The sequence below is a fragment of the Mycolicibacterium houstonense genome (assembly GCF_900078665.2).
Taxonomy (GTDB): Bacteria; Actinomycetota; Actinomycetes; order Mycobacteriales; family Mycobacteriaceae; genus Mycobacterium; species Mycobacterium houstonense.
The window spans coordinates 3,119,249-3,144,311 of record NZ_LT546207.1; the positions used below are offsets into that span (position 1 = coordinate 3,119,249).

At 67.8% G+C, this 25,063-nt stretch carries 27 protein-coding genes and 2 pseudogenes; 16 read left to right on the top strand and 13 right to left on the bottom strand.

Annotation, left to right across the window (positions count from 1 at the left end; genetic code table 11):
- Nucleotide 1: 1 nt before the first annotated feature.
- Nucleotides 2–1,204 (top strand): annotated as a pseudogene (locus BN4332_RS15735) (HAMP domain-containing protein); the annotation flags it as partial.
- Nucleotides 1,205–1,359: 155 nt separating this feature from the next.
- Here BN4332_RS15735 and arfB read toward each other — a convergent pair.
- From arfB to BN4332_RS15750, 3 genes are all read right to left on the bottom strand, one after another.
- On the bottom strand, nt 1,360–1,515 hold the full coding sequence (gene arfB, locus BN4332_RS35500) for a channel accessory protein ArfB (RefSeq protein WP_029110268.1): 156 nt from the start codon (nt 1,513–1,515) through the stop codon (nt 1,360–1,362).
- An 11-nt stretch (nt 1,516–1,526) separates the two neighbouring features.
- On the bottom strand, nt 1,527–2,588 hold the full coding sequence (gene arfA / locus BN4332_RS15745) for a channel-forming protein ArfA/OmpATb (RefSeq protein ID WP_074133083.1): 1,062 nt from the start codon (nt 2,586–2,588) through the stop codon (nt 1,527–1,529).
- Nucleotides 2,589–2,705: 117 nt separating this feature from the next.
- On the bottom strand, nt 2,706–3,068 hold the full coding sequence (locus BN4332_RS15750; RefSeq protein ID WP_066899485.1) for an FKBP-type peptidyl-prolyl cis-trans isomerase: 363 nt from the start codon (nt 3,066–3,068) through the stop codon (nt 2,706–2,708).
- Between the two features lie 31 nt (nt 3,069–3,099).
- Between BN4332_RS15750 and BN4332_RS15755 the strand changes: the two genes are divergently transcribed.
- Nucleotides 3,100–3,348 carry a DUF2630 family protein gene (locus BN4332_RS15755; protein ID WP_066899487.1) on the top strand — a complete coding sequence of 83 codons (249 nt, stop codon included), beginning with the start codon at nt 3,100–3,102 and terminating at the stop codon, nt 3,346–3,348.
- Nucleotides 3,349–3,363: 15 nt separating this feature from the next.
- Entirely contained in the window at nt 3,364–4,917 is a 1,554-nt protein-coding gene (locus BN4332_RS15760; protein WP_066899489.1) for a phytoene desaturase family protein, read from the top strand.
- 5 nt (nt 4,918–4,922) lie between these two features.
- Here BN4332_RS15760 and BN4332_RS15765 read toward each other — a convergent pair whose 3' ends face one another.
- The gene (locus BN4332_RS15765) at nt 4,923–5,696 is read right to left on the bottom strand and encodes a TetR/AcrR family transcriptional regulator C-terminal domain-containing protein (RefSeq protein ID WP_066899491.1); all 774 of its coding nucleotides are present in this window, start codon (nt 5,694–5,696) and stop codon (nt 4,923–4,925) included.
- 68 nt (nt 5,697–5,764) lie between these two features.
- On the opposite strand from BN4332_RS15765, the gene BN4332_RS15770 reads away from it, so the two are divergent.
- On the top strand, nt 5,765–6,175 hold the full coding sequence (locus tag BN4332_RS15770; protein ID WP_066899493.1) for a hypothetical protein: 411 nt from the start codon (nt 5,765–5,767) through the stop codon (nt 6,173–6,175).
- 9 nt (nt 6,176–6,184) lie between these two features.
- Here BN4332_RS15770 and BN4332_RS15775 read toward each other — a convergent pair whose 3' ends face one another.
- Both BN4332_RS15775 and BN4332_RS15780 read right to left on the bottom strand, forming a co-directional pair.
- The gene (locus BN4332_RS15775) at nt 6,185–6,610 is read right to left on the bottom strand and encodes a MarR family winged helix-turn-helix transcriptional regulator (protein ID WP_066899495.1); all 426 of its coding nucleotides are present in this window, start codon (nt 6,608–6,610) and stop codon (nt 6,185–6,187) included.
- A complete protein-coding gene (locus tag BN4332_RS15780; protein ID WP_066899497.1) occupies nt 6,600–8,054 on the bottom strand; it encodes an MFS transporter in 1,455 nt (484 codons plus the stop codon). Before BN4332_RS15780 ends, BN4332_RS15775 begins: the two co-directional genes overlap by 11 nt.
- A 137-nt stretch (nt 8,055–8,191) precedes the next feature.
- Here BN4332_RS15780 and BN4332_RS15785 point away from each other — a divergent pair, with 137 nt between their 5' ends.
- Nucleotides 8,192–8,665, top strand: a complete 474-nt coding sequence (locus BN4332_RS15785) for a YbaK/EbsC family protein (RefSeq protein WP_066899498.1) — start codon at nt 8,192–8,194, stop codon at nt 8,663–8,665.
- An 80-nt stretch (nt 8,666–8,745) separates the two neighbouring features.
- Here the strand turns inward: BN4332_RS15785 and BN4332_RS15790 are convergent, their stop codons facing one another.
- The 4 genes from BN4332_RS15790 to pdxH form a co-directional block, all read right to left on the bottom strand.
- Nucleotides 8,746–10,050 (bottom strand): citrate synthase, encoded by a 1,305-nt coding sequence (locus BN4332_RS15790; protein ID WP_074133084.1) that lies wholly within the window; start codon nt 10,048–10,050, stop codon nt 8,746–8,748.
- A 91-nt stretch (nt 10,051–10,141) separates the two neighbouring features.
- The gene (locus BN4332_RS15795; protein WP_084459290.1) at nt 10,142–10,801 is read right to left on the bottom strand and encodes a TetR family transcriptional regulator; all 660 of its coding nucleotides are present in this window, start codon (nt 10,799–10,801) and stop codon (nt 10,142–10,144) included.
- Between the two features lie 80 nt (nt 10,802–10,881).
- A complete protein-coding gene (locus BN4332_RS15800) occupies nt 10,882–12,189 on the bottom strand; it encodes an MFS transporter (protein WP_066899500.1) in 1,308 nt (435 codons plus the stop codon).
- A 97-nt stretch (nt 12,190–12,286) separates the two neighbouring features.
- Entirely contained in the window at nt 12,287–12,958 is a 672-nt protein-coding gene (pdxH, locus tag BN4332_RS15805) for a pyridoxamine 5'-phosphate oxidase (RefSeq protein WP_264077297.1), read from the bottom strand.
- Between the two features lie 47 nt (nt 12,959–13,005).
- Here pdxH and BN4332_RS15810 point away from each other — a divergent pair, with 47 nt between their 5' ends.
- The 7 genes and pseudogenes from BN4332_RS15810 to BN4332_RS15840 all read left to right on the top strand — a co-directional run bounded on the left by BN4332_RS15810 (nt 13,006) and on the right by BN4332_RS15840 (nt 18,688).
- A complete protein-coding gene (locus BN4332_RS15810) occupies nt 13,006–14,124 on the top strand; it encodes a citrate synthase 2 (protein ID WP_066899502.1) in 1,119 nt (372 codons plus the stop codon).
- Nucleotides 14,121–14,515 (top strand): annotated as a pseudogene (locus BN4332_RS15815) (DinB family protein). Before BN4332_RS15810 ends, BN4332_RS15815 begins: the two are co-directional and overlap by 4 nt.
- Before the next feature lie 173 nt (nt 14,516–14,688).
- Nucleotides 14,689–15,141, top strand: coding sequence for a VOC family protein (locus BN4332_RS15820; RefSeq protein ID WP_066899508.1), 453 nt, complete (start codon nt 14,689–14,691; stop codon nt 15,139–15,141).
- A 131-nt stretch (nt 15,142–15,272) separates the two neighbouring features.
- Nucleotides 15,273–15,890, top strand: coding sequence for an ECF transporter S component (locus tag BN4332_RS15825; RefSeq protein ID WP_066899510.1), 618 nt, complete (start codon nt 15,273–15,275; stop codon nt 15,888–15,890).
- A complete protein-coding gene (locus BN4332_RS15830; RefSeq protein WP_066899512.1) occupies nt 15,887–17,371 on the top strand; it encodes an ABC transporter ATP-binding protein in 1,485 nt (494 codons plus the stop codon). Before BN4332_RS15825 ends, BN4332_RS15830 begins: the two co-directional genes overlap by 4 nt.
- Nucleotides 17,368–18,150, top strand: coding sequence for an energy-coupling factor transporter transmembrane component T family protein (locus tag BN4332_RS15835; RefSeq protein ID WP_066899514.1), 783 nt, complete (start codon nt 17,368–17,370; stop codon nt 18,148–18,150). The genes BN4332_RS15830 and BN4332_RS15835 overlap by 4 nt, the downstream gene beginning before the upstream one ends.
- Nucleotides 18,137–18,688 carry a nucleoside/nucleotide kinase family protein gene (locus BN4332_RS15840; RefSeq protein WP_066899516.1) on the top strand — a complete coding sequence of 184 codons (552 nt, stop codon included), beginning with the start codon at nt 18,137–18,139 and terminating at the stop codon, nt 18,686–18,688. The genes BN4332_RS15835 and BN4332_RS15840 overlap by 14 nt, the downstream gene beginning before the upstream one ends.
- Before the next feature lie 3 nt (nt 18,689–18,691).
- On the opposite strand, the gene BN4332_RS15845 is transcribed toward BN4332_RS15840, so the two are convergent.
- Both BN4332_RS15845 and BN4332_RS15850 read right to left on the bottom strand, forming a co-directional pair.
- Nucleotides 18,692–20,353, bottom strand: a complete 1,662-nt coding sequence (locus BN4332_RS15845; protein WP_066899518.1) for a 4Fe-4S binding protein — start codon at nt 20,351–20,353, stop codon at nt 18,692–18,694.
- Between the two features lie 30 nt (nt 20,354–20,383).
- On the bottom strand, nt 20,384–21,400 hold the full coding sequence (locus tag BN4332_RS15850; protein ID WP_066899520.1) for an AurF N-oxygenase family protein: 1,017 nt from the start codon (nt 21,398–21,400) through the stop codon (nt 20,384–20,386).
- Between the two features lie 326 nt (nt 21,401–21,726).
- On the opposite strand from BN4332_RS15850, the gene BN4332_RS34895 reads away from it, so the two are divergent.
- From BN4332_RS34895 to BN4332_RS15870, 4 genes are all read left to right on the top strand, one after another.
- Nucleotides 21,727–21,852: a hypothetical protein gene (locus BN4332_RS34895; protein ID WP_264077158.1), complete on the top strand. Its 126-nt coding sequence runs from the start codon at nt 21,727–21,729 to the stop codon at nt 21,850–21,852.
- A gap of 38 nt (nt 21,853–21,890) precedes the next feature.
- Complete coding sequence (serC, locus tag BN4332_RS15860) at nt 21,891–22,997, top strand: phosphoserine transaminase (RefSeq protein ID WP_066899556.1); 1,107 nt, start codon at nt 21,891–21,893, stop codon at nt 22,995–22,997.
- Between the two features lie 80 nt (nt 22,998–23,077).
- Complete coding sequence (gene sepH / locus BN4332_RS15865; protein WP_066899522.1) at nt 23,078–23,893, top strand: septation protein SepH; 816 nt, start codon at nt 23,078–23,080, stop codon at nt 23,891–23,893.
- 42 nt (nt 23,894–23,935) lie between these two features.
- Nucleotides 23,936–24,748: a TIGR03620 family F420-dependent LLM class oxidoreductase gene (locus tag BN4332_RS15870; RefSeq protein ID WP_066899524.1), complete on the top strand. Its 813-nt coding sequence runs from the start codon at nt 23,936–23,938 to the stop codon at nt 24,746–24,748.
- 20 nt (nt 24,749–24,768) lie between these two features.
- Here BN4332_RS15870 and BN4332_RS15875 read toward each other — a convergent pair whose 3' ends face one another.
- Nucleotides 24,769–25,044, bottom strand: coding sequence for a DUF2537 domain-containing protein (locus BN4332_RS15875; protein WP_066899526.1), 276 nt, complete (start codon nt 25,042–25,044; stop codon nt 24,769–24,771).
- Between the last annotated feature and the right edge of the window lie 19 nt (nt 25,045–25,063).

A 25,063-nucleotide genomic window follows, 5' to 3' on the forward strand; every position in this document is an offset into this window, starting at 1 on the left:
GATGAGCCTGCTGACCCGGATCTTCCGCCGCACCCCGTCGCTGCGGACCCGGGTCGCGTTCGCCACCGCTATCGGTGCCGCGATCGTCGTCGTCATCGTCGGCACCATCGTCTGGGTCGGCATCACCAACGACCGCAAGGAACGGCTGGACCGCCGCCTCGACGAGGCCGCCGGTTTCGCCATCCCGTTCCTGCCGCGTGGCCTCGGCGAGATCCCCCGCTCCCCCAGCGACCAGGACGCCGTGATCACGGTGCGCCGGGCCGGGGACGTCTCGTCGAACTCGAACGTCGTGCTGCCCGAACTGCCCGACGGCTACGCCGACACCTACATCGACGGCGTCCGGTGGCGGGTGCGCACGGTGCAGATTCCCGCGCCGGGGCCGATGTGGGTGGCGGTCGGCGCGACCTACGACGCCACCATCGCCGACACCAACAACCTGCACCGGCGGGTGATCATCATCTGCGTGTTCGCGGTCGGCGCGGCCACGGTGCTGGGCTGGGTGCTGGCCGCGTTCGCGGTCCGCCCGCTCAAACGGCTGGCCCAGCAGACCCGGCAGATCGAGGCGGGTGACGAGGCACCCGACGTCGAGGTACGGGGCGCCAGTGAAGCCGTCGAGATCGCCGACGCGGTAAACGGCATGCTGCAACGCATCTGGAAGGAGCAGGACCGCACCAAGGCCGCGCTGGCCTCGGCCCGCGACTTCGCCTCGGTCTCGGCCCACGAGTTGCGCACCCCGCTGACCGCGATGCGGACCAACCTGGAGGTGTTGTCGACCCTCGACCTGCCCGACGACCAACGCAAGGAAGTGGTCAACGACGTCATCCGGACCCAGTCCCGGATCGAGGCCACCCTCGGCGCATTGGAACGGCTGGCCCAGGGAGAGCTGACCACCACCGACGACCATGTCACCGTCGACATCACCGAACTGCTCGACCGTGCCGCCCACGACGCCATGCGCGTCTACCCCGATCTCGAAGTGTCCCTGGCCCCTTCGCCGACCGTGATCATCATCGGGCTGCCGACCGGCCTACGCCTCGCCGTCGACAACGCGATCGCCAACGCTGTGAAACACGGCGGCGCCACCCGGGTCCAGTTGTCGGCGGTCAGCTCTCGCGAGGGCGTGGAGATCGCGATCGACGACGACGGCGTCGGGGTGCCCGAGGAGGAACGCGTNGGTTCCGGCAGCGGAGGTTCCGGCAGCGGTGGCACCCCGGGCGCGCGCGTCGCCACCGGTGTCGGGACGACGGCCCAGGGCCCCGTACACCGGCACCTCCCGTTTCACCCGGCGCAGCGTCAGGGCGAGCGTCAGTACCAGCCCGAGCACAAAGGCCAGGGCCATCAACCACCAGTTCACATCGCTCATCGTCGTGCTCCAATCTCACGTGAGCCGGGCAGTTCGGCGAATGCCTCTTCCTCACTGGTGGGCTTGACGGTGACCACGGAAATCAGCCAGGCCACCAGCGACCCCACCACGAACGCGAGCAGATACCACAACCATTGGATTACGAAGTCCATGTCGAATCTCCCTAGTTGACCGTGATCTCGACGCGGCGGTTCTGCGCCTTGCCTTCGGGGGTGTCATTGCTGGCGATCGGATTGGCCGACCCGGCACCGGACGAGGTCACGTGATCGGCCGGCAGGCCCTGCGAAACCAGGTAATCGGCAACGGCTTTGGCCCGGTTGCCGCTCAGCGGGACGTTGATGGCGTCATTGCCCGAGCTGTCCGTGTAGCCGATGACGGCCACCTTGGCACCCGCGCAGGTCTTGAGCTTCTCGGCGACCTGCGACAACAACTGCTGCGACGCCGGAGCGAGCACGAACCCGTCGGTGCTGAAGTTGATCGGCGTGCGCAGCAGTGCACTCACGTCGTCCTGCAGCACCGCGCACGGACCCGGAGTACCTCCGGGAGCTCCCGGCGCACCCGGGGCCGGAGCGGCCGGCGGCGCGGGCGCGGGAGCAGCCGGGGCGGGTCCGACCTGAATGTTGTTGACCACCTTGATGTTCGGCCATGCCGACTTGACCGCCGCTTCGACGGCGTCGCGCGCCTCGGCCGTCGGTGCGGTACCGGTCAGCGTCACGGTGTCACCGTCGACCTTGAAATTGAAATCCGGAATGCCCTCACCCGCGGCGTCGAAAACCGTCCCCAGCGCCGCGACATCGGGCGTGTTCACGCCGGCCCGCAGATTCAGGTTGTCGATGAGATTGACGTCCGCGCCGAATTTTCCGCGCAACCAATCGAGCAGCGCGGTCTTGGCATTCGCGTCGGGCAGATCACCGGTGAGCGTGAAATCGTTGCCGTTACGAGAAATCGACAACGGCGCGAACGAAAGGTTCGGCAAATTCACGTCAGGTGCGTTGACATCCGGGGCATTCACATCCGGAGCGGTCATCGTGGCCGTGGGGTTGATATCGGGAAGCGTGAGATCGGCATCCTTGCCCGAGCGGTCGAGCCCGCCCCAACCGATCAGCCCCAGCAACAATGGAACTGCCGCCAGCGCCAACAACCAACCCAAACCTGGTGGTCGTCGATAAAATTTGGAGGCTGTTTGCCAGCCTGTGATTGTCTGAGATTCGTCCGAACCCGACATTTGGGCACTCCTGAAAGTCGACGAACAGTTATCAACAGCAGCGAAACAGGTTGACGGTAGCAGCAAATGGAATTCAACGGTTAGGTTCGGGGAAGACCGCCCGGCCTTACCGTTGCGTCAACGGGTGGCGAGCAGATCGATCACGAAGATCAGCGTCTTGCCCGAAAGCCGGTGCCCCGAGCCGGCCGGTCCGTAGGCCTGCGCCGGCGGGATGACAAGTTGGCGGCGACCGCCCACCCGCATGCCGGGAATTCCGTCCTGCCAGCCCTGAATCAGGCCCCGCAACGGAAATTCGATGGATTCTCCCCGATTCCACGAGCTGTCGAACTCCTCACCGGAGTCGTATTCGACACCCACGTAATGGACCTCGACGGTGGCGCCGGGCACGGCCTCGGCGCCGTCACCCACCACCAGGTCCTTGATCACCAATTCGCTGGGGGCAGGTCCATCCGGAAACTCGATCTCTGGTTTTGTGCTCACCGGAACAACGGTAGTCCGGCAGACTGGTGGTGTGGCCAAAGATCAGGACATCCTGGCCGAAGTTCACCGCCTCGTTGCCGAAGAGCAGGAGCTACGGTCGAAACTGCAGCGCCGGGAGATAAACGAAACCGAAGAGCAACAGCGGCTACGGTCGCTGGAAGTCGCACTCGATCAGTGCTGGGACCTGTTGCGTCAGCGCCGGGCGCTGCGTGACACCGGACAGGATCCGGGCCTGGCCCAGAAACGCGGGGCCGACGAGGTCGAAGGCTACCGGGGCTGACCGGGCGGGAGTGACGTGACGGAAACGGCCGACGCCGTCATCATCGGCGGCGGGCACAACGGCCTGGTGGCCGCCGCGTACCTGGCCCGGGCGGGACGCCGGGTGCAGGTGCTCGAACGCCTCGACCACGTAGGTGGCGCAGCGGTTTCGGCGCATGCCTTCGACGGCGTGGATGCCCGGTTGTCGCGCTACTCGTATCTGGTCAGCCTGCTGCCGCAGCGCATCATCACCGATCTGGGCGCCCGGATCCGGCTCTCGCGGCGACGGTACTCGTCGTACACACCGGATCCGGCCACTCGTGGAGCGGCCGGTCTGCTGATCGGACCGAAGTCGACGTTCGACGCGGTCGGCGCGGGTGCCGATGCCGCCGGATTCGACGAGTTCTACCGCCGGTGCGGGCTGATCACCTCCCGGATCTGGCCGACGCTGCTGCAGCCGCTGCGCAGCCGGACCGAGATGCGCCGGGCAGTGCTGGGCGGTGACGACACCGAGACCGCCGCGGCCTGGGATGCCTTGATCGAACGGCCAATCGGCGAGGCGATCACCGCCGCGGTATCGCACGACCTGGTCCGCGGCGTGATGGCCACCGACGCGCTGATCGGTACGTTCGCCGGCATCGACGATGCTTCGCTGATCCAGAATGTGTGCTTCCTCTACCACCTGATCGGCGGCGGCACCGGCGACTGGGACGTCCCGGTCGGCGGGATGGGCGCGGTGAGCGGGGCCCTGGCCGCCGCCGCAAGCGGGTTCGGGGCCGAAATCGTCACCGGTGCAGATGTTTACGCCGTCGACCCGGACGGCGAGGTGTGCTACCGGACGCACGGGGCGACACGGCGGGTCCGAGCCGGGCACGTGTTGGCGAACGTGACGCCTGCCGTGCTGGCCGAACTGCTCGGGGACCCGGCACCGGTGACCGCTCCCGGCGCGCAGGTAAAGGTCAACCTGATGCTGCGCCGGCTTCCCCGACTGCGGGATGAAAGCGTCACGCCCGAACAGGCTTTCGGCGGCACGTTCCACATCAACGAGACGTTCGGACAACTGGCCGCGGCGTACGACACTGCCGCCGCCGGGCGGGTACCGGATCCGTTGCCGTGCGAGATCTACTGCCACTCGTTGACCGATCCCAGCATCCTGTCGGAGGAACTGCGCGCCTCGGGTGCGCAGACCTTGACCGTGTTCGGCCTGCACACGCCACACTCACTGGCCCAGGAGAATCCCGACCGGATGCGGGATCGCCTGACCTCGGCGGTGTTGAATTCGTTGAATTCGGTTCTGGCCGAGCCGATCCAGGACGTCCTCATGGAGGACAGTTCGGGCCGGCTGTGCATCGAGACCAAGACCACCGCCGATCTGGAACAGGCCCTGGGGATGACCGCGGGCAACATCTTCCACGGCGCGCTGCGGTGGCCGTTCGCCGAAGACGACGACCCCCTCGATACCCCGGCGCGACGCTGGGGCGTGGCCACCGGCCATGACCGGATCCTGTTGTGCGGCTCGGGATCGCTGCGCGGCGGCGCGGTCTCCGGCATCGGAGGCCACAACGCCGCGATGGCCGTGCTCGAAAGCTGACGGGCTCAGCGGCCGTCGATCAGCTCGGCCAAACCGTCCAGCACGCGCGCCAATCCGAACTCGTAGGCGTGCGTGGCGCTGTATGCCGCGTCGAACGTCTGTCCGGCCGCGGTGCCGACCCGCGAGGCCAGCGGGAACCTGGCCCCGTCGAGCACCTGCTCCAGCAGCGGGCCGACCCGTTCCCACCACTGCCCGTCACTCTGACCGCTGTCGGCCGCGGCCCGGCGCGTATCGATGGCGATCCGGGCGACCGAGTTCACGAAGCCGAGCACGTACGTCAGGGCACCGTCCATCTCGAGGTCGGTGAGTCCGAGAGCATCGAATGCGCTCAACTCGTGGTCGTACTTGGCCATCATGCCCGGCCCGAGCGGCGGGCGGGTGGTGGGCAGGTAGGTCAGCCAGGGGTGGCTGTCGAACATCGCCAGATTCTCCTGGGCGACGGCGGAAACCTTTTTCCGCCATGACTTTCCGGTGAGGTCGTGGCGCGGCATCTGGCGGTAGACGGTGTCGACCATCAGGTCCAGCAGCTCGGCCTTGCCCGGCACATAGGTGTAGGTAGCCATCGGGGTCAGGCCCAGTTCCAGGGCGACCGCCCGCATGGTGAGCGCGTCGAGGCCGTCGGCATCGGCGATCCGGATGGCGGCGGCTACCACCGCGTCCACCGTCGTGCGTTGCTTCGGGCCCCGGCCTCGGCCGCCGTGACCGGGCTCGCGCCAGAGCAGCTCCAGCGTGCGCACCGGATCGCCTGCGCTACTGCGATCCCTTCCAGCGCTTCCCATCACCGTGACACCCTCTCTGTACTATGTACAGTGTACTTCGTACAGAATACTTCCATCCGAGGAGAAACATGGTCAACATGCCGCAGGCCGCCGAGTTCAGCCCCACCGCAGCCGATGTCGACTCGGTGCTGGCCTGGTTCGCTCGATACGACGCGCTGGCCCTGGACAAGAACGTCGAAGCCATGGCGGACGAGGCGATGTTCCCGCTCAACGAGGTGACCGACGGCAGCGCCGAGGCCGTGGATCGCGCCGGATTCGTCGCGCAGATGACCCAGCAGCTGGGCGAGAGCACCAACTTCGCGATGGAGTCCACCCGCACACCGCATTTCATCAACGAGAACCTGGTGTTCGTCATCACCGACGCGACGTTCACCGCCGACGGGTTCAGCCAACAGGTGCGCTACGGCGACCTGCTCGTCAAGCGCGACGGCGACTGGAAATTCCAGACGATGGTGCAGGGCGGGTGGGGTCAGGGCTGATCGGCGCGGCTACGGGGAGACGATCCGGCGCAGGATCTCGCGGAGCGTCGTGAGATCGTCGGCGCCGAGTGCGGCCAGCACATCGGGCGCGGGATCGTCGACCCGGTCGATGCGTGCCAGCAGCGCGCGTCCGGTTCCGGTGAGCGACACCAGCTTGCAGCGCCGGTTGTCGGGGTCGACCTCGCGCACCACGAGCCCGCGTTCCTCAAGATCGTTGACCGCGACGGTGGCGGCCGGTGCATCCACCGTCGCGGCATGCGCCAACTGCTTGACCGTCATTGGGGCCCGTTCCAGGCGGCGCAGGATCCGGATTCGACTGAACGGCAGTCCGCTCTCCTCGATGACCGCACGTTTCCAGCTGTCTCGATGGTCGAACACCAGCCGGGTCAATCCCCGCCACACCTCATCGGCCAGCTCCTGCCGGTCACCGGACACGGGACACCTCCGGAACGTGATGCTCACCGATCAGGGGAGCCAGTTTCTGCGCCGAGCGCAGGGCCCACGGCGTCGTCGAGACGAGGCCCAGCGTGAAGATCACCAATCCCAGTGCGGCACAGACGAACCACAGGGGGCGGGCGGCCGCGGCGAAATCCGTATCTGCCGCGGCGAGCGCCGATCCGGCCACCGAACCACACAGGGCCACACCGATGCTCACGCCGACCTGACGGCTGGTGGAGGCGACCGCCGAGGCTGCACCTGCGCGGTCGATGGGCATGCCGCTGACGGCGGTGGTGGTGATCGGGGCATTGACCATCGAGAAGCCGATGCCGAACACCCCGAACATGACCAGCAGCTGCCATACCGGGGTGTCGGCGGTCAGCCGGGTCAGCAGGATGGTCGCGGCGGTGATGGTCGCCCCGGCCGCCAGGAGCGACGGCCGGCTGCCGTACCGGCCCACCAACCGACCCGACAGCGGCGAGAAGATCAGCGCGCCGACGGCGACCGGCAGATAGAGCAATCCGGTGTGCATCGCGGAGTAACCCCGCTCGGTCTGCAGGTACAGCGACATCATGAACAGGAACGCGCCGTAGGCCGCGAACGCACAGACCGCAATCAGCGTGGCCGAGGCGAACGGCACGCTGCGAAAGAACCTCAGATCGATAAAGGGATCCCGGCGCCGTGATTCGTAGCGCAGGAACGCCAGCAGGGCCAGCACTGCGATCACCGCGACGGCCAGTGTGCGCGGATCGGTCCAGCCGAGTCCCGGGCCCTCGATGAGCACGAAGACGAGACCGAACAGGAAGGCCACCCCCAGGGCTTGGCCGATCGGGTCGAGGTCCCGCATGGTCGCCGACCTGGATTCCGGGACGAACACCGCGGTGAGCACCACCGCCAGCACGCAGATGGGCAGGTTGATCCAGAACACCGCGCGCCAGTCGACGTACTGGATCAGCGCGCCGCCCACGATCGGGCCGAGCGCCATTGCGATGCCGACCACCCCGCCCCACACACCGATGGCGCGGGCCCGTTCGACCCGGCCGGTGAACACCTGCGTGATGATCGACATCGCCACCGGGTTCAGCATCGAACCGCCGATGGCCTGCAGGAGGCGCGCCGCGATCAGGGTTTCGATGTTCGGCGCGAGGCTGCACAGCAGCGAGGCCACCGCGAAGATGGTCAGGCCCAGCTGGAACGTCCGCCGGCGGCCCAGCCGATCGCCGGTGGCACCGGCCAGCAGCAACAGCGAGGCAAGCACCAGCGTGTAGACGTCGACGATCCACTGCAGCTGGGACGGCGAGGCGCCCAGGTCGTCCCGGATGCTCGGCAGCGCGACGTTGACGATGGTGGCGTCCATCGACACGATCAGCAGGCTCAGGCAACACGAGACGAGGATTATCGCCTTGCGCCGGGCACCGAGCGGACCGACAGTTGTATTCACACAACTATTGTGAAACTACAACCGTCCTTCAGGCAAGCCGGCCGCACCACACATCGAGCCGACGTCCGGCCGGCGATGATGAACGGCGTTGTCCCCCAGAGAAATAATCCGAGCGCGGCGGCAACCGATCCGACAGAATGGCGGAGGTGAACGAACGGAACTCCCTAGTCGCCGCTGCCGTGGCCGCCGCAGGCATCGAGCCGGCCATCCAGATCCTGCCCGCCGATGCCAAGACCGCCGCAGCCGCGGCCGCACAACTCGGCTGCGAAGTCGGCGCAATCGCCAACAGCCTGGTCTTCGAATGCGACGGTGCACCACTGCTCGTGATGGCCAGCGGGGCCGCACGCATCGACACCGGGGTCGTCGCGGACCACCTCGGCGCGAGCGCGCTCCGCAAGGCCGACCCCAAGTTCGTGCGCAGCGCGACCGGACAGGTCATCGGCGGCGTGGCCCCCACCGGTCATCCCGCGCCGCTGCGCACGGTCGTCGATCAGACGCTGGCGTCCTACCCGGTGATCTGGACCGCGGCCGGCACGGCCGATTCGGTGATGCCGCTGACCTACGAACAGCTCCTGACGCTCACCGGGGGCGTCGCGCTTGCCGTGCGCTGATCCGCCACCTGTCGACAAACAGCGAACTGCCCCAGAACCGGAGCTCTGGGGCAGTTCTAGGTCTGGTCGCCGAGGGACGCTCAGCGCTTGTTGATGTCGACGTAGGCGCGCTCGGTGTAGCCGGTGTAGATCTGGCGCGGGCGGCCGATCTTGTTGGGCTCCGAATGCATCTCCCGCCAGTGCGCGATCCACCCGGGCAGCCGGCCCAGCGCGAACAGCACGGTGAACATGCGGGTCGGGAAGCCCATCGCCCGGTAGATCACGCCGGTGTAGTAATCGACGTTCGGGTACAGCTTGCGCTCGATGAAGAAGTCATCGGTCAACGCGATCTCTTCGAGCTGCTTGGCGATGTCGAGCAACTCGTCGTCGCCGCCCAGCTTGCCCAGGATCTTGTCGGCCTGCTCCTTGACGATGCGGGCACGCGGATCGTAGTTCTTGTAGACCCGGTGGCCGAAGCCCATCAGCTTCACGCCGTCTTCGCGGTTCTTGACCTTCTTGACGAACGTCTTCACATCGTCGTCGCCGGTCCGGATCTTCTCCAGCATCTCCAGCACCGCCTGGTTGGCGCCGCCGTGCAGCGGACCCCACAACGCGTTGATGCCACCGGAGATCGAGGTGAACAGGTTGGCCTGCGACGAACCGACCAGACGTACCGTCGAGGTCGAGCAGTTCTGCTCGTGATCGGCGTGCAGGATCAGCAGCATGTCCAGCGCCCGGACGATCTCCGGATCAACCTCGTACGGCTCGGCCGGGAAGCCGAACGTCATCCGCAGGAAGTTCTCCACCAGCGTCAGCGAGTTGTCCGGGTACAGGAACGGCTGCCCCTCGGACTTCTTGTACGCATACGCCGCGATCGTGGGCAGCTTGGCCAGCAAACGGATGGTCGACAGCTCCACCTGCTTGTTGTCGAGCGGATCCAGCGAATCCTGGTAGTAGGCGCTCAGCGCGTTCACCGCACTCGACAGCACCGGCATCGGATGCGCGTTGCGCGGGAAACCGTCGAAGAACCGCTTCAGATCCTCGTGCAGCAGGGTGTGCCGCTGGATCTGGGTGGTGAACTTCTCCAACTGCTCGGCCGTCGGCAGCTCACCATAGATCAACAGGTAGCTGACCTCGATGAACGTCGAGTTCTCGGCCAGCTGCTCGATCGGGATGCCCCGGTAGCGCAGGATGCCTGCGTCGCCGTCGATGTAGGTGATGGCCGACTTGGTGGACGCGGTGTTGACGAAGCCACCATCGAACGTGGTGTAGCCGGTCTTGGCCAGCAACGGGCCAAGCGCGATGCCGTCACTGCCCTCGGTCGCATGGACGATCTCCAGATCAAGCTCGCCACCGGGGTACTTCAGAGTGGCAAGCTCCTGCCCACTCGACGGGTTTTCGGCCACGGGAATCCCTTCATCGTCCTGGGAACCGACAACTGCTCTACAAAAGGTAGTCGCAATCGATCAGCACTGCCCGCGGGGGGTTACCAACGGGTCACGACAATGCGCCCGCGGGCTGCTTCACGCCCGCGACGACCTCCAGGAAATCCGCGTATGCCGCGTCGATCTGACTGACGATGTCGTCCACCGTCACCCCGGCCCAATCCCGCTGAGATCCCAGCTCAGCGATGGCGGTCATCACGATCGAACCCCACACCAACGCCGTCAGCTTGAGCCGGCGATCATCACCGGGCACCCCCATCCGCCGCGACAGAACCTCGTTGACCGCGTCCGCCCGGAACTCCGAGGCCGACTGCATCAGCGCGGGAGAGGAGGTGATGATGCGCGCCGAGGCCAGCAGACGCTCGGCGGTGAGCTCCGTCGGCGGCGCGGATTTGGTCTTGAGGAACGCCCGCACATGCGCCCGGTACAACGCCTCGATATCACCGATTCCGGCCGGCTGGGCCGCGAGCTCGACCGCGACGATCTCGATCACCTCGTCGACGAACGCCAGCACGACGGCATCCTTGGTGGCGAAGTAGCGGCTGAACGTGCGTGGTGACACATCGGCGACAGCCGCGATCTGCTCGACCGTGGTCTGCTCGAATCCCTGCCGGTCGCACAGGTCGATCGCCGCCTCGATCAACATCGCCCGGGTGCGTTGCTTCTTGCGCTCGCGCAAACCCGGTCCGGCCTGTCGCGCCACGTCAACCACGAGACGGGATGCTATCGACCGGGCAGCGTTGTTTCGGCGGATTCGGCAACTATGTGGCATCCCGTGCAATTTGCCGATGGTCACACTTTGTCAGGCTCGGTCTCGTCCCGCGGCTCGCGGGTGGCCACCCCAACCCGGTAGCGGACGAATGCGGGCACCGCGAGCGCGGCGATCACCACACCGATGACCACCAGGACGCCGCCACCGGCCGCGGCAACCGTGGTGCCGACCGCCGCCGCTGCCGCCCCGTGCACCGTGTCGGCCAGTCGTGGGCCACCCGCGACCACCACGGTGAACACCCCCTGCAATCGGCCGCGCAGCTCGTCGGAGGCGGCCTGCTGCAGGATCGTCGACCGGAACGCGGCCGACACCATGTCGGCGGCACCGCCAATGGCCAAGAACGCCAAGGCGATCCACAACATCAGCCCGGCGGTGCCGGCGGCCAGACCACCGGCCAGGCCGAACCCGACCATCGCCACGCCCCAGACCACGATGGCCGCCACAACGGCCAGGCCCTGTCTTCGGACCCGCGGCAGCCAGCCCGAGAACACGCCTCCGGCCACCGCGCCGACCGACATGGCGGCCGCCAGCAACGCCATCGCGGTGCCACCCTCGACCGGGCCGCCGAAGCTCTCGTGCGCCATCTGGGGGAACAACGCCCGCGGCATCCCGAAGATCATCGCCACCAGATCGACGACGAACGACATCAACACCACCTGGTTGCCGGCCAGGTAGCGGAAACCGTCGAGCACCGCCGCCAGGCCCCACCGCGACGAGCCCTGCTCGGTGCTCGCCGGAGGCATCGGCGCCAATCGGAAGGTGGCCCAGATCGGGGCCAGACAGGTCACGGCGTCGATCAGGTACAACGTCGACAGATCCACCCAGTTCAGCAGGAAGCCCGCCATCAGCGGGCCGACGATCGCGCCGAACTGCATCACCGTCATGTTCAGCGAGTTGGCCGCGGGCAACTGCTCGTCCGGCAGCATCCGCGGGATGGCCGCCGAACGGGTCGGACTGTTGACCGCATAGAAGGCCTGCTGCACTCCAAGCAGGCACAGCACCACCCACACGTTGTTCAGCTTGAGCGCGGCCTGTAACCACAGCAGCACCGAGGCACCGGCCAACCCGATCGAGGCGATGATCAGCAGCAGTCGGCGGTCCATCGCGTCGGCCCAGGCTCCGCCCCACAGCCCGAACACGACCAGCGGGACCAGTGCGAACAGACCGGCCAGACCGACGTACGCCGAGTTCTCGGTGAGCACGTACAGCTGCACCGGCACCGCGAAGATGGTCAGGTTCGCACCGATGACCGTCGGGATCCCGGCCAGCCACAACCGCCGGAAATCCGGGGTGCGTAGCGGTGTGGTGTCGGCGAAGAATCTACCCACTATGCCGGGCGAGCGAAGCGACGGGGAAATTTCGCCCCGGGGCGAGCGAAGCGACGGGGAAATTTCGCCCTGGGGCGAGCGAAGCGACGGGGAAATTTCATGGCTGCAGGCGTTCCGTTTGGTCACCGGTCACGCGAATACGGTTGTGTACCCGGTTCTCCCGGCCCTGCCAGAACTCCACGCTCTCCGGCTCGATCAGGTATCCGCCCCAATTGGGCGGCACCGGAACCGTTTCGAGATCGGCGAACCGCTCGGTCACCTCGGCCAGCTGAGCCAGCAGCGCCGCCCGGGACGCGATCGGGCTGGACTGCTGCGACGCCCACGCACCCAGCTGTGAACCGCGGGGCCGCTTGGACCAGTACTCCTCGGTGGCCTCGCGGCTGACCCGGCGCACCGGACCGCGCACGTGCACCTGGCGCCCCAACTGGTACCAGGGGAACGTCGCCGACGCATACGGGTTCACGGCCAGCTGTACGCCCTTGGCCGAGTCGTAGTTGGTGAAGAACGTGATACCGGTCTCGCCCATGCTCTTGCACAACACCGTTCGCGTCACGGGTCTTCCCTCGCCGTCGGTGGTGCCGACGACCATGGCGTTGGGCTCGGCCACCCCGGCCCGGTAGGCATCGGCCAGCCAGGTCCGCAGCAGCATCAGCCAACCGGTCGCCGGATCCTCGCCGAGCCAGTCGACGTCGAGATCGCCGCAGCCGTCTTTCTCCACATAGTCCACGCGCATGGCAGCCAGGTCGTGTTCGTCTCGGTCACCGGGTATTGGCACCGCGATAACGCTACGCCTGAGGTTGGTGCAACAATCTGGCCATGCCAGCCGTACCGGAAGACTTCGTTGCCGGCCTGGAAGGCGTCGTCGCCTTCACCACCGAGATCGCCGAACCGGACAAGGACGGCGGCGCGCTGCGCTACCGGGGCGTGGACATCGAGGAACTGGTCGACCGCCACGTCACGTTCGGCGACGTGTGGGGGCTGCTGGTCGACGGCAGTTTCGGCACGGGGCTGCCCCCGGCCGAACCGTTCCCGCTGCCCATCCACAGCGGCGACGTGCGCGTCGACGTCCAGGCCGGGCTGGCCATGCTGGCACCGATCTGGGGATATGCGCCCCTGCTGGACATCGATGATTCGACGGCTCGCGACCAGCTGGCCCGGGCCTCGGTGATGGCACTGTCCTACGTCGCCCAATCCGCCCGTGGCATCTATCAGCCGGCGGTGCCACAACGCATGATCGACGAATGCCCCACCGTGACAGCGCTTTTCATGACCCGGTGGCAGGGCGACCCGGATCCCCGCCACATCGAGGCGATCGACGCCTACTGGGTGACGGCGGCCGAGCACGGGATGAACGCCTCGACGTTCACCGCCCGGGTGATCGCCTCCACCGGCGCCGACGTGGCGGCCTCACTGTCGGGGGCCGTCGGCGCGATGAGCGGCCCACTGCACGGCGGCGCCCCGGCCCGGGTGCTGCCGATGATCGAAGAGGTCGAGAAGACCGGTGACGCCCGGACGGTGGTCAAGTCGATCCTCGATCGCGGCGACAAGCTGATGGGCTTCGGCCACCGCGTCTACCGGGCCGAGGACCCGCGGGCGCGGGTGCTGCGGGCCACCGCAAAACGCCTTGAGGCCCCCCGCTACGAGGTGGCAGCGGCACTGGAGCAGGCCGCGCTGGCCGAGCTTCGTGAGCGCCGCCCGGACCGGGCCATCGAGACCAACGTCGAGTTCTGGGCCGCGGTGATCCTCGACTTCGCCCAGGTGCCCGCCTCGATGATGCCGGCGATGTTCACCTGCGGCCGGACCGCGGGCTGGTGCGCGCACATCATGGAGCAGAAGCGGCTGGGCAAGCTGGTGCGCCCGGCGGCCATCTACGTCGGCCCGGAACCGCGCAGCGTCGAGTCCGTCGCGGGATGGGACAAGATCGCCGGCTCATGACGAGCGTCCGCGACGTATTCGCTTCGGCTGCACACGGTTTCGCCCGGTTGGTGCAGGCGCTGCCGGCGGATTCGTTGGACGGGCCCGGCTTGGGTGAGTGGGATCTGCGGGCCCTGGTCGGCCACACCTCCCGATCGCTGATCACCGTCAGCACCTATNCGGGTTCGGCATGCGGTTGAGCGGTTACCTGCCCACCCGCATCTTCGAGCTCGCCGTGCACAGCCTCGACATCGCCCGGGCCACGGGTCTTTCGGCCGGCCTGCCCAACGAGGTGCTCGCGGCGGCGACCACCCTCGCCACGCAGATCGCGGTGGAACTCGGCGAGGGTGAGGCCGTGCTGCTGGCGCTCACCGGGCGTGCCGAGCTGCCGCACCCGTTCTCCGTCACCTGATCCTTCCCTGCCGAGACGACGGTTTATCGCCAGATCAGGGCGGTTATCCGGCACAAAGCGTCGGCTCGCGGTTCATGCACTTGTCAGACCGTGGTGGTTGCATGGCGATGAGATCCGCCCGCCGCGCGGGTCTGCATTGAGTCCGCTCACCATCTCACAATGAGGAGAGAAACATGGCGATCGAAGTAACCCCCGCAGTCCTTCCCCACCTGGTTGTCGACGACGCCGCCGCGGCAATTGATTTCTATGTCAAGGCTTTCGGCGCGACCGAGCTGGGCCGTGTTCCCGGTCCCGACGGCAAGCTCATCCACGCCGCGCTCAGCATCAACGGGTCCACCGTCATGCTCAACGACGACTTCCCGGAGTACAGCGGTGGCAAGTCGATGACCCCCAAGGCCCTCGGTGGCACCCCGGTGACCATCCACCTCACCGTGACCGATGTCGAAACGAAGTTCGCCCGCGCGGTCGAGGCGGGCGCCGAGGTGGTGGCGGAACTCGAGGACCAGTTCTGGGGCGATCGGTACGGCATCGTGCGCGACCCGTTCGGACACCAGTGGTCACTCGGGCAGCCGGTGCGCGAGGTCAGCCCGCAGGAGATCGAGAAGGCGATGAAGTCCGGGCAATAGCCCAAACTGCGCACCGGGCGCTGTCTGACCGCCGGTTTCGGTGAGGCAGCGCCGCGGTGTCGGCTCTCACCAGCTGCGCCGTTCATACTGATCCCCACGCATGGCATCTCGATGCGTCATGAAGGAGACAGATGAACGAGCGGTCCACGGACACGACGGCAGGCACCCCCGCGCTGCGCTGGCGGGTGGTCGACATCGTCGTCGCCAGCGTCCTCGCGACGGCGGCGGGCCTGGTGTTCGTGGTGTGGAACATCGCGTCCAACCCGATCGGCGCGCCACTGACGGCCCTGTTGCCCGGACTGCAGGCATTGCTCGCCGGGGGCTGGTTGTTCGCCGGTGTGCTCACCGCCCTGGTGATCCGCAAGCCGGGCGCCGCGCTCTACGGCGAACTGGTCGCCGCCACCGTGTCGGCGCTGGTCGGCAACCAGTGGGGCGTGCTGACCATCGAGTCGGGCCTGGTGCAGGGCCTCGGCGCGGAACTCGTCTTCGCGGTCTTCCTCTACCGCCGGTGGGGACTGCCCGTCGCCGTGCTGGCAGGTGCGGCCGCCGGGCTGGCGCTGGCCGTCAACGACCTCATCCTGTGGTATCCGGGCTCGGCGAACACCTTCGCGGTGATCTACACAGTCTCGGCGATCGTCTCCGGCGCCCTGGTCGCCGGCCTGCTGTCCTGGTTCGCCGTGCGGGGGCTGGCCAGGACGGGCGCGCTGAGCCGGTTCGCCTCAGGCCGGATCGCGCCGGACGCTCGATGACCTCATCGCACGGCACCGGTGTCACCGTCACGGCACAGGGCTGGGGTTGGAGCCACGCCGGACGCGCCGCGTGGGCCGTGCGCGATCTCGATCTGCGGATCGAGCCCGGCGAGCGGGTGCTGTTGCTCGGTCCGTCCGGAGCCGGGAAATCGACTCTGCTGCATGGTATTGCCGGTCTGCTCGGCGGTGCCGAGGAGGGGCGGCAGACGGGCACTCTGCGGGTCGACGGCGCCGCGCCTGCCGACCGGCGTCACCGCATCGGCATGGTGCTGCAGGACCCCGACTCCCAGGTGATCCTGACCCGCATCGGTGACGATGTCGCCTTCGGCATGGAGAACTTCGGCGTCGCGCGCGACGAGATCTGGCCTCGGGTCCGGGCCGCACTCGACGCGGTCGGGCTGAAACTCGGCCTGTCCCAGCCGACTTCACAGCTGTCCGGCGGACAGAAACAGCGCCTCGCGCTGGCCGGGGTGATCGCGATGAACCCCGGCCTGATCCTGCTCGACGAGCCGACGGCCAATCTCGACCCCGGCGGGGTCGTCGAGGTGCGCGACGCGGTCGCCGAATCGGTCGCGCGGACCGGAGCCACCCTCATCGTCATCGAGCACCGCACCGAGGTGTGGCTGCCGGTCATCGACCGGGTCATCGCGCTTGGTCCCGACGGTGAGGTGATCGCCGACGGGACACCCGAGCAGACCCTCCACCGCCACCACGACTACCTCGTCCGGTCCGGGGTGTGGGTACCCGACACCGCGCTGCCCGAGATCGGCCGCCGCCGGTCCCCCACGACTGAAACCTTGTTGCAGGCCACGGATCTGGCACTCGGGCACCCCGGTGATCCCCCGATGCACCTGGGTCTGAGTTTCGCCGTCGAAGCGGGCCGGACGACGGTGATCACCGGCTCCAACGGGGCAGGCAAATCGACCCTGGCCCTCACCCTCGGCGGGCTCTTGCCCGCCCCGGCCGGGCGCCTGGAAGCGCACGCCGACTTCGCGCCGGCGCCGTCGCGCCGCACCCCGATCGAGTGGCGGTCGAAAGAACTGCTCACCCGCATCGGCAGTGTGTTCCAAGATCCCGAACACCAGTTCCTCACCGGTTCCGTGCGCGACGAACTCGCGCTGGGCCCCAAGGCGCTCAAGGTCGGGGCGGCCGAAATCGCCACGCGCACCGACGAACTCCTGGAACGCCTGCACCTGACGCACCTGGCCACGGTGAATCCGTACACCCTGTCCGGTGGCGAGAAGCGCCGCCTGTCGGTGGCGACCATGCTGGCCACCGCCCCAAGGGTGATCATCCTCGACGAGCCGACCTTCGGGCAGGACCGTCGCACCTGGGAGGAACTGACCCGGCTGCTCGCCGGGATCTGCGACGAGGGCACCGCCGTGGTCGCGGCGACCCACGATCTCGACTTCACCACCCTGCTCGCCGATACCCGGATTGCGTTGCCGGACTGGCAACCCACCGCGGAGGCGACGCCGTGACCGCGTCGAATCTCGCCGAAGCGGCCGCGCCGCGCACCATCAACCCGGTCGCCCGCCTGCTCACCGCCCTGGTCATCGCCGGCGCGCTGGTGCTCTCGGTGGACTGGGTGTCGGCGCTGACCGCCCTGATCGGCGAGATGGTGCTGTTCGCGGCCATCGGTGTCAAGCTGCGGGCGGCCCTGACGCGGGGTGCCGTCGTCGCCATCGCGGCCGCGCTCACCGCCGTCACCATCCTGCTCTACGGGCAGGTCGGCGGCACCGTGTACTGGCACTTCCTTCTCGTCACGATCAGCGACAGCTCGATCGCGCTCGCGCTGGCCACCTTCCTGCGGGTGCTCGCCATCGCCCTGCCCTCGGTAATCCTGTTCATCGACGTCGAATCGACCGAATTAGCAGACGGTTTGGGACAGGTGTTACGGCTGCCGGCCCGGTTCGTGCTCGGCGCACTGGCCGGGTTGCGCATGGTCGGACTGCTCGGGCAGGACTGGCGCTACCTCGGGTATGCCCGCCGGGCCCGCGGTGTGGCCGACCACGCCAGGGCACGGCGCGTGGCCGGGCAGGCGTTCGCACTGCTGGTGTTCGCGGTGCGCCGTGGGTCGAAGCTCGCCACCGCGATGGAAGCGCGTGGGTTCGGCGCCTACCCGACGCGGACCTGGGCCCGCCCATCGCCGTTCGGGAAACGCGAAGTTGCTTTGATCGCCGCGGGGTTCGTGATCGCGGCGGGCGCGATCGCGGTGTCGGTGGCCTCCGGAAGTTGGAACTTCATTGGCACTCGATGATGTCGTGGGCCGCCTCGGCGCCGCGGCGACGACGGTCCTGATCGACGGCCGGTCGGGATCGGGCAAGTCGACGCTGGCAGTGCAGTTGCGCGACGCCTGGCCCGGCAGCATCGTGGTCCGACTGGACGACATCTATCCCGGCTGGGACGGCCTGCTCTGGGCCGCCGGTCATGTGCAGCGATCACTGCTCGAACCGCGGGCCCGCGGGCTCACCGGGCGCTGGCGCCAATGGGATTGGGCCACCAACGCACCGAGCGGGTGGCACCCGGTCGAGCCACAACAGCGCCTCGTCGTCGAGGGCATCGGTGCGCTCACCCCGGCCACCCGGGCGTGTGCCGATCTCGGCATCTGGGTCGATGCCGACGACGCCCAACGCAAGCGACGGGCGCTGGAACGCGACGGTGACACCTACCGGCCGCACTGGGACCGATGGGCCGCCCAAGAAGACGTGTTCATCGCCCGGTTCCGGCCCAGGGAATGTGCCGATCTGATCGCCACGCCCACCGCAGCCGGTTTCGAGTTCGAGGCTCCGGGTTAGTCGCTAGTCGCGCAGGCCCGCCAGGACCCGCTGTCGCACCGTCGGTTTCGGTGCGGTCGCGGCGATCGCGAGCATGTCGGCCACCGAGGTGAACTTGTCGCGCGGACGGTCCTGACCACCCCGAGCGATCTCGGCCGCGTCGATCGCGTGCCAACCGGCGGCGTCGACCACGGCGGGCTGACGCGTCCGCACCAACTTGTCCAGGGCCGCGGGCTTGTGCACCGGATCGGTCAGCACACCGGCGTTGTAATCGTCGACCAACTGCCGCACGGTCTGCGCCGCACAGGACTTGTTGGTGCCGATGAACCCGGTGGGGCCACGCTTGATCCAGCCGGCCACATAGGCACCGGACGAATTGATCACCCGGCCACCGTCATTGGGCACGACGGAGGCGTCGTCGTCGAACGGCAGATCGGTGATCGCCTTGCCGCGGTAGCCGATCGAGGTCAGCACCAGCCCGGCGTCGAGCGTGCGCACCTCATCGGTGCCGGTCACGCCGAATTCGATACCGGTCACCCGATCCGCACCGAGCACCCGCTGCGGGGTGAGGCGGTAGGCCAGCCGGATGCGGGGCCGGGTGATGGGTGCCGAGGCGTCACCCAGCTTGGCCAGGATCTCCAGCTTGTTGCGGGTCAGCGGATCGGTCACCCGCGCCAGGTCCGCGACCACCAGCGCATGGTCCGCCTCGTCGAGCACGACGTCGCAGGTCGCGGTCAGCCCGATCAGCTCGGGCAGGGTGAAGGCCGACTCCGCGGGGCCGCGGCGGGCCGCCACCACCACCTCGGTGACCTTCGACGCGCGCAGTGCTGCCAGCGCATGATCCGAAATATCGGTGCGCGCCAACACATCCGGGTCGGTGGTGAGCACCCGGGCCACGTCGAATGCGACGTTGCCGTTGCCCACGATGACGACCCGCTCGTGGCTCAGGTCCACCGGCAGGTCGGTGAACTCCGGATGCCCGTTGATCCAGGCCACCATCTCGGTCGCGGTCCCGGTGCCCGGCAGGGCCATGCCGTCGATGTCGAGACGACGGTCGTTGGGCGCGCCCACCGCGTACAACACGGCGTGGTGGTGCTCCAACAGATCGGCATGCGAAACGTGCTTGCCCACCTCGACATTGAGGAAGAACTTGAAGCCCGACTGCTTGGCGATGGTGTCGAACAGACTCGTCACCCGTTTGGTGCTCTGATGATCCGGCGCGACACCGGCCCGTACCAACCCGTACGGCGTCGGCAGCTTCTCGAAGACGTTCACCCGCACGCCACGCTGGGTCAGCAACTCGTCGGCCGCGTACATGGCGGCCGGCCCCGAACCCACGATGGCCACCGTCAACGGGCCACCGGGTCGCGCCGCCACCTTCGGCGCCGCGATCACCGGGGCCAGCTTGGACGTCGGCGGCAGCTTGCCCTCGCGCTTCGGATAGAAGGCCGCGTTGAGCTCGATGAACGGCAGCTGCTTCTCCGTCAGCCGGGTGTCGGCCGCGATCGCGCCCACCGGGCAGGCGGAGACGCAGGCGCCGCAGTCCACACAGGCCTCGGGGTCGATGTAGAGCATCTCGGCCGTGGCGAAGCCCGGCTCATCCGGTGACGGATGGATGCAGTTCACCGGGCACGCGTAGACACAGGACCCGTCGCTGCAACACGACTGGGTGATCACGTGGGGCATAAAAGACCTCAGAACCCTCCGGGGCGAGCTTTAGGCGACCGAGACCAGGTGCTCGCGCTGCGGTTCGCTACGGTAGCGGCTCGGCGGCCCGTCGATCTTGCAGATGCGCCACATCAGCTTGGCGATCGGGTTCATCAGACCGGTGTCGTGGCAGAGCATCCGGACGTCGCCGAACATGTCGCGCAGCATCTTGCGGGACTCGGGCGAACCGAAGAACAGCTCCTTGCGCACCGAGCGCGGAATGTCGAATTCCTTCCAAAACGCGCGCGGCGGCACGATGATCGCCGAGCACAGGATGCGCATGGTCAGCGGCACGAACAGCGACAGAATCCAGCGCTGGCGGCGACGCAGGTTGGGCACCCGCTTGTGCAGGTACTGGTGCGCGAACGAGATGTGCCGCGCCTCCTCGGCGACGTGAATCGCCATCACCCGTTCCATGATCGGATGCAGGGCCTTGCCCTCGCGCAGCACGTTCTTCTGCGTGTGGTCGATGGGCTCCTCGCCGGCGAGCACGCCGAAGAAGAACGGGATCGGCAGCGGGCCTGCGGCCAGCGGGATCAGCGGCTGCAACCACTTGAGCAAGCGCGGCATGCCCGGCACGTCCTTGCCGATGCGGTTCACCATCTCCTGGAACATCAGGGTGTGGTTGCACTCCTCAACGGACTCGTGCAGGCAGTACCGATACTCCGGCGAGCCGTTGGGCACCCAGAACGAGTACTCCATCAGCCCGCGGATCAGGATGTTCTCGAAGTGCAGGCCGACCTTGGCGACGTTGGCCTGACGCCACATGCCGATCTCGATCTGCCGCTCGACCGGCTGAGCCTGGTACCACGGGTGACCGCCCATCGGGTCGGTCGCCGGGAGGATCCAGCGCGGATCGTTGGGGACGACGGCGAACTCCGGCGAGTCCCACTCGATGTCCTTGTACGGGTTGAAGTTGCGCCGCACCGACCCCTCGGACAGTGTGGTGAGCATTTCGACGTACTGGGCGTCGTCGCTGACATCCATGTTCTTGCGCCAGCGCCTGACCATCTTGGTCCGAGCCATGTTGCAGACCTCTCTATATTGTCTGAGGTTTACATCTACCCACTTGTTGTACAACGGTACCGCAGGTATCGAGTAAATGTCCATGCCGGATTTGAAAAGTTTGCCATCGAATCGGCTTTCACCGCCTTCCATGAGCAAAAATGCCAGGTAAAAGCGCCGCCATCGGGCCCGTTCACGCTTGAAAAAACATTGCAGACCGGCTGTGTAAACGCTGCCACGGCCCGGTTCGCGGCCGAAATCGCGTCCGGTCTGACGCCAACGCCGCCCGCGCCAAGGCCGAGGCCGAGAAGGCGGCGGCGCAGCCCCAGACCGAGCCGGCCCGCCAGATGGCGCTGCAGAAGCAGGCCGAGATCGCGGGTTATCCGAGCGCCGAGGACTACCTGAAGGCCAAGGCGATCGAGAGCGGGCAGAACCGGTACCAACCCAGCTACGTGGTGCCCCAGGCCGGGTGATTTCGGCCGGATCGTCCCGGGCCGATAATCTGAACGCCATGGCTGAACTGACGATCCCCGCCGACCTCAAGCCGAAAGACGGACGCTTCGGTTGCGGCCCCTCCAAGGTCCGCCCCGAACAGCTGACCGCGCTGGCCAACGCCGGGGACCTGTTCGGCACCTCCCATCGCCAGGCGCCGATCAAGAATCTGGTGGGCCGCGTCCGCGACGGGCTGCGCACCCTGTTCTCGGTGCCGGACGGCTACGAGGTCATCCTCGGCAACGGCGGCTCGACCGCATTCTGGGACGCCGCGGCGTTCGGCCTGATCGACAAGCGTTCGCTGCACTTGACCTACGGCGAGTTCAGCTCCAAGTTCGCCTCGTGCGTGGCCAAGAACCCGTTCATCGGCGACCCGATCATCATCAAGACCGACCCGGGCACCGCGCCGCAGCCGCAGTCCGACCCGTCGGTGGACGTCGTCGCCTGGGCTCACAACGAGACCTCGACGGGGGTCTCGGTGCCCGTCCAGCGTCCGAACGGCGACGCGCTGGTCCTGATCGACGCCACCTCGGCGGCCGGCGGGCTGCCGGTCGACATCGCCGACACCGACGCGTACTACTTTGCGCCGCAGAAGAATTTCGCCGGTGACGGCGGCCTGTGGCTGGCCATCGTCAGCCCGGCGGCGCTGGCCCGCATCGAGTCGATCGCCGCATCGGACCGCTGGGTGCCCGATTTCCTGTCGCTGCCGATCGCGGTGGAGAACAGCCTCAAGAACCAGACGTACAACACCCCGGCCATCGCGACGCTGATCCTGCTGGCCGAGCAGCTCGACTGGCTCAACGGCAACGGCGGGCTGGACTGGGCCGTCAAGCGCACCGCCGATTCCTCGCAGCGCCTGTACTCATGGGCCGAGCGCACGTCCTTCGCCACTCCGTTCGTCACCGATCCGGCGCTGCGCTCGCAGGTGGTCGGCACCATCGACTTCAACGATGCGGTGGACGCCGCCGCGGTCGCCAAGGTGCTGCGGGCCAACGGCATCGTGGACACCGAGCCCTACCGCAAGCTGGGCCGGAACCAGTTGCGGATCGGCATGTTCCCGGCCGTGGATCCCGACGACGTGAGCGCCCTGACCAGCTGTGTCGACTGGGTCGTCGAGAATCTCTGAGTCGGGTCACCTCCCGCCAGCGTGTCAGCCCGGTAACGGGCCGATAACGCAGTAGGGTTCGCGCAGGAGGTTTGGTCGGTATGCGAGAACTCAGAGTCGTTGGATTGAACGTCGACGGCAGGCGCATCATCTGCGAATCCGACGACTCCGCCAAGGACATGTTCAGCTTGCGTGTCGACGACCGGCTGCGTGCCGCGATGCGCGGCGATCAGGTCGCCTCGAATCAGACCGAGATCGATGCAGAGGTACAGAACGTGCTGCGACCCAAGGAGATTCAGGCCAAGATCCGCGCTGGGGCATCGGTCGAGCAGTTGGCCGCCGCAGCGGGTGTGCCCGTCGAGCGGGTCGAGCGGTTCGCCCACCCGGTGCTGCTGGAACGCGCCCGCGCGGCCGAGCTGGCCACCGCGGCGCACCCGGTGCTGACCGACGGACCCGCGGTGCTGACGCTGTTGGAGACCGTCACCACGGCACTGGTGGCCCGCGGCCTGGATCCCGATTCCATCGGCTGGGACGCGTGGCGCAACGAGGACAGCCGCTGGACCGTCCAGCTGGCCTGGAAGGCCGGCCGCTCGGACAACGTCGCACACTTCCGGTTCACCCCGGGCGCCCACGGCGGAACCGTCACGGCGTCCGACGATGCGGCCCGCCAGCTGATCAACCCCGATTTCAACCGGCCGCTGCGTCCCGTTGCCGCCGTGCCGCACCTGTTCGATCACCACGAGACGGACGAGCCCGTCGAGACCCCGGCCGCCGCGCCGGATCAGTTCAGCGGGCCGGCCGAACCCGTACCGGCGCCCGCTCCCCCGGCACCCAAGCGCAGCCGCAAGGCCCGTGCCACGGTTCCGGCCTGGGAAGACGTGCTGCTGGGTGTGCGCTCCTCGGGCACCCAGCCCTGATCGCTTGACCTGAAGCGTTCTTGAGGTCATAGCGTCACCCGCATGATCTCCCTTGGCCCCATCGGGCTGGCCGGCAGCAATCCCTACACCGACGACGCGGCCGTGGTGGCCGACGAAGCCCGTCGTGCCGAGGACCTCGGGTACTCGACGCTGTGGCGCTCGGGAAATCTCCCGATGCTCGCCGCGGCGGTCCGTGCGACCACGTCGATCCCGGTCGCGACAGGCATCGTTCCGGTGGCGCGAGTGCCGACCACCGAGGTGGTCAGCACCTACGACGACCTTCAGCGCGAGCACCCCGATCGCTTTCTCGTCGGCCTCGGTGGCGCCCACGGCCCACGGCCGGTGGCCACCCTCAACACCTATCTGGACGCGCTCGATGCGGCCGGCATCGGTGCCGAACGCCGGATCCTGGCCGCACTCGGACCGAATCTGCTGGCGCTGGCGCGGGACCGTTCCGCCGGCGCGTACCCGTACCTGGTGACCCCGTCATACGTGGCCTCGGCGCGGTCGGTGCTGGGCCCCGACCGGCTGCTGGCGGTGCTGCTCATGGTCATCCCCGCGGCCGACCACGAGCAGGCACGTGCCGCGGCTGCCGAACCGCTGCGGTTCCTCACCGCTCAGGGCGGGTATCGCCGCAACCTGATCCGTCAGGGTTTCACCGAGTCCGACATCGACACCGTCGCCGACCGGTTGCTCGACGGCATCACGGCGTGGGGCACGCCCGAACACATCTCGCAGCGCATCGCCGAGTATCACGCGGCAGGCGCCGATCAGGTGGTGCTGCGCATTCTGGGTATCGAGGACGTCGCGGTGTGGCAGGCGCGACTCGCCCACACCCTTCTGGGTCAGTCATAGTGGCCAATTACCAGCTGCGGTCAGCCCTGCGTCAACCCGATGGCCAACAGCGCAATCCACCCGAAGGCCACCCCGACGCCCGAGCCGAGCACGAACCAACGCCACACCGGGCGGTGCCGCCAGCCCCACACCGTGGGTGCCAGCCCGCCGACCGCCACCATGTTGAGGCCGATCGCCAGCAGCGGGTGCACGCGCAACAATCCAACGCCGAGCACCACTATCGCCGCGCCGATCACCGCGGCCACGAACCCGGCCACCGTCAGGCCGGTCCCCCACGGCGTGGAATCGTCGGTCACGAGGTCAATCTAACGTGGT

What these genes read in the sequence shown, in the direction of transcription:
- arfA (WP_074133083.1), bottom strand. Translation starts at nt 2,588, where the DNA reads ATGTCGGGTTCGGACGAATCTCAGACAATCACAGGCTGGCAAACAGCC.
- BN4332_RS15785 (WP_066899498.1), top strand. Translation starts at nt 8,192, where the DNA reads ATGGCGGAGGTGAACGAACGGAACTCCCTAGTCGCCGCTGCCGTGGCC.
- BN4332_RS34895 (WP_264077158.1), top strand. Translation starts at nt 21,727, where the DNA reads ATGGCGCTGCAGAAGCAGGCCGAGATCGCGGGTTATCCGAGCGCCGAG.
- BN4332_RS15810 (WP_066899502.1), top strand. Translation starts at nt 13,006, where the DNA reads ATGCCAGCCGTACCGGAAGACTTCGTTGCCGGCCTGGAAGGCGTCGTC.
- BN4332_RS15770 (WP_066899493.1), top strand. Translation starts at nt 5,765, where the DNA reads ATGGTCAACATGCCGCAGGCCGCCGAGTTCAGCCCCACCGCAGCCGAT.
- BN4332_RS15830 (WP_066899512.1), top strand. Translation starts at nt 15,887, where the DNA reads ATGACCTCATCGCACGGCACCGGTGTCACCGTCACGGCACAGGGCTGG.
- BN4332_RS15845 (WP_066899518.1), bottom strand. Translation starts at nt 20,353, where the DNA reads ATGCCCCACGTGATCACCCAGTCGTGTTGCAGCGACGGGTCCTGTGTC.
- BN4332_RS15765 (WP_066899491.1), bottom strand. Translation starts at nt 5,696, where the DNA reads ATGGGAAGCGCTGGAAGGGATCGCAGTAGCGCAGGCGATCCGGTGCGC.
- BN4332_RS15850 (WP_066899520.1), bottom strand. Translation starts at nt 21,400, where the DNA reads ATGGCTCGGACCAAGATGGTCAGGCGCTGGCGCAAGAACATGGATGTC.
- arfB (WP_029110268.1), bottom strand. Translation starts at nt 1,515, where the DNA reads ATGGACTTCGTAATCCAATGGTTGTGGTATCTGCTCGCGTTCGTGGTG.
- BN4332_RS15820 (WP_066899508.1), top strand. Translation starts at nt 14,689, where the DNA reads ATGGCGATCGAAGTAACCCCCGCAGTCCTTCCCCACCTGGTTGTCGAC.
- sepH (WP_066899522.1), top strand. Translation starts at nt 23,078, where the DNA reads ATGCGAGAACTCAGAGTCGTTGGATTGAACGTCGACGGCAGGCGCATC.
- BN4332_RS15825 (WP_066899510.1), top strand. Translation starts at nt 15,273, where the DNA reads ATGAACGAGCGGTCCACGGACACGACGGCAGGCACCCCCGCGCTGCGC.
- serC (WP_066899556.1), top strand. Translation starts at nt 21,891, where the DNA reads ATGGCTGAACTGACGATCCCCGCCGACCTCAAGCCGAAAGACGGACGC.
- BN4332_RS15870 (WP_066899524.1), top strand. Translation starts at nt 23,936, where the DNA reads ATGATCTCCCTTGGCCCCATCGGGCTGGCCGGCAGCAATCCCTACACC.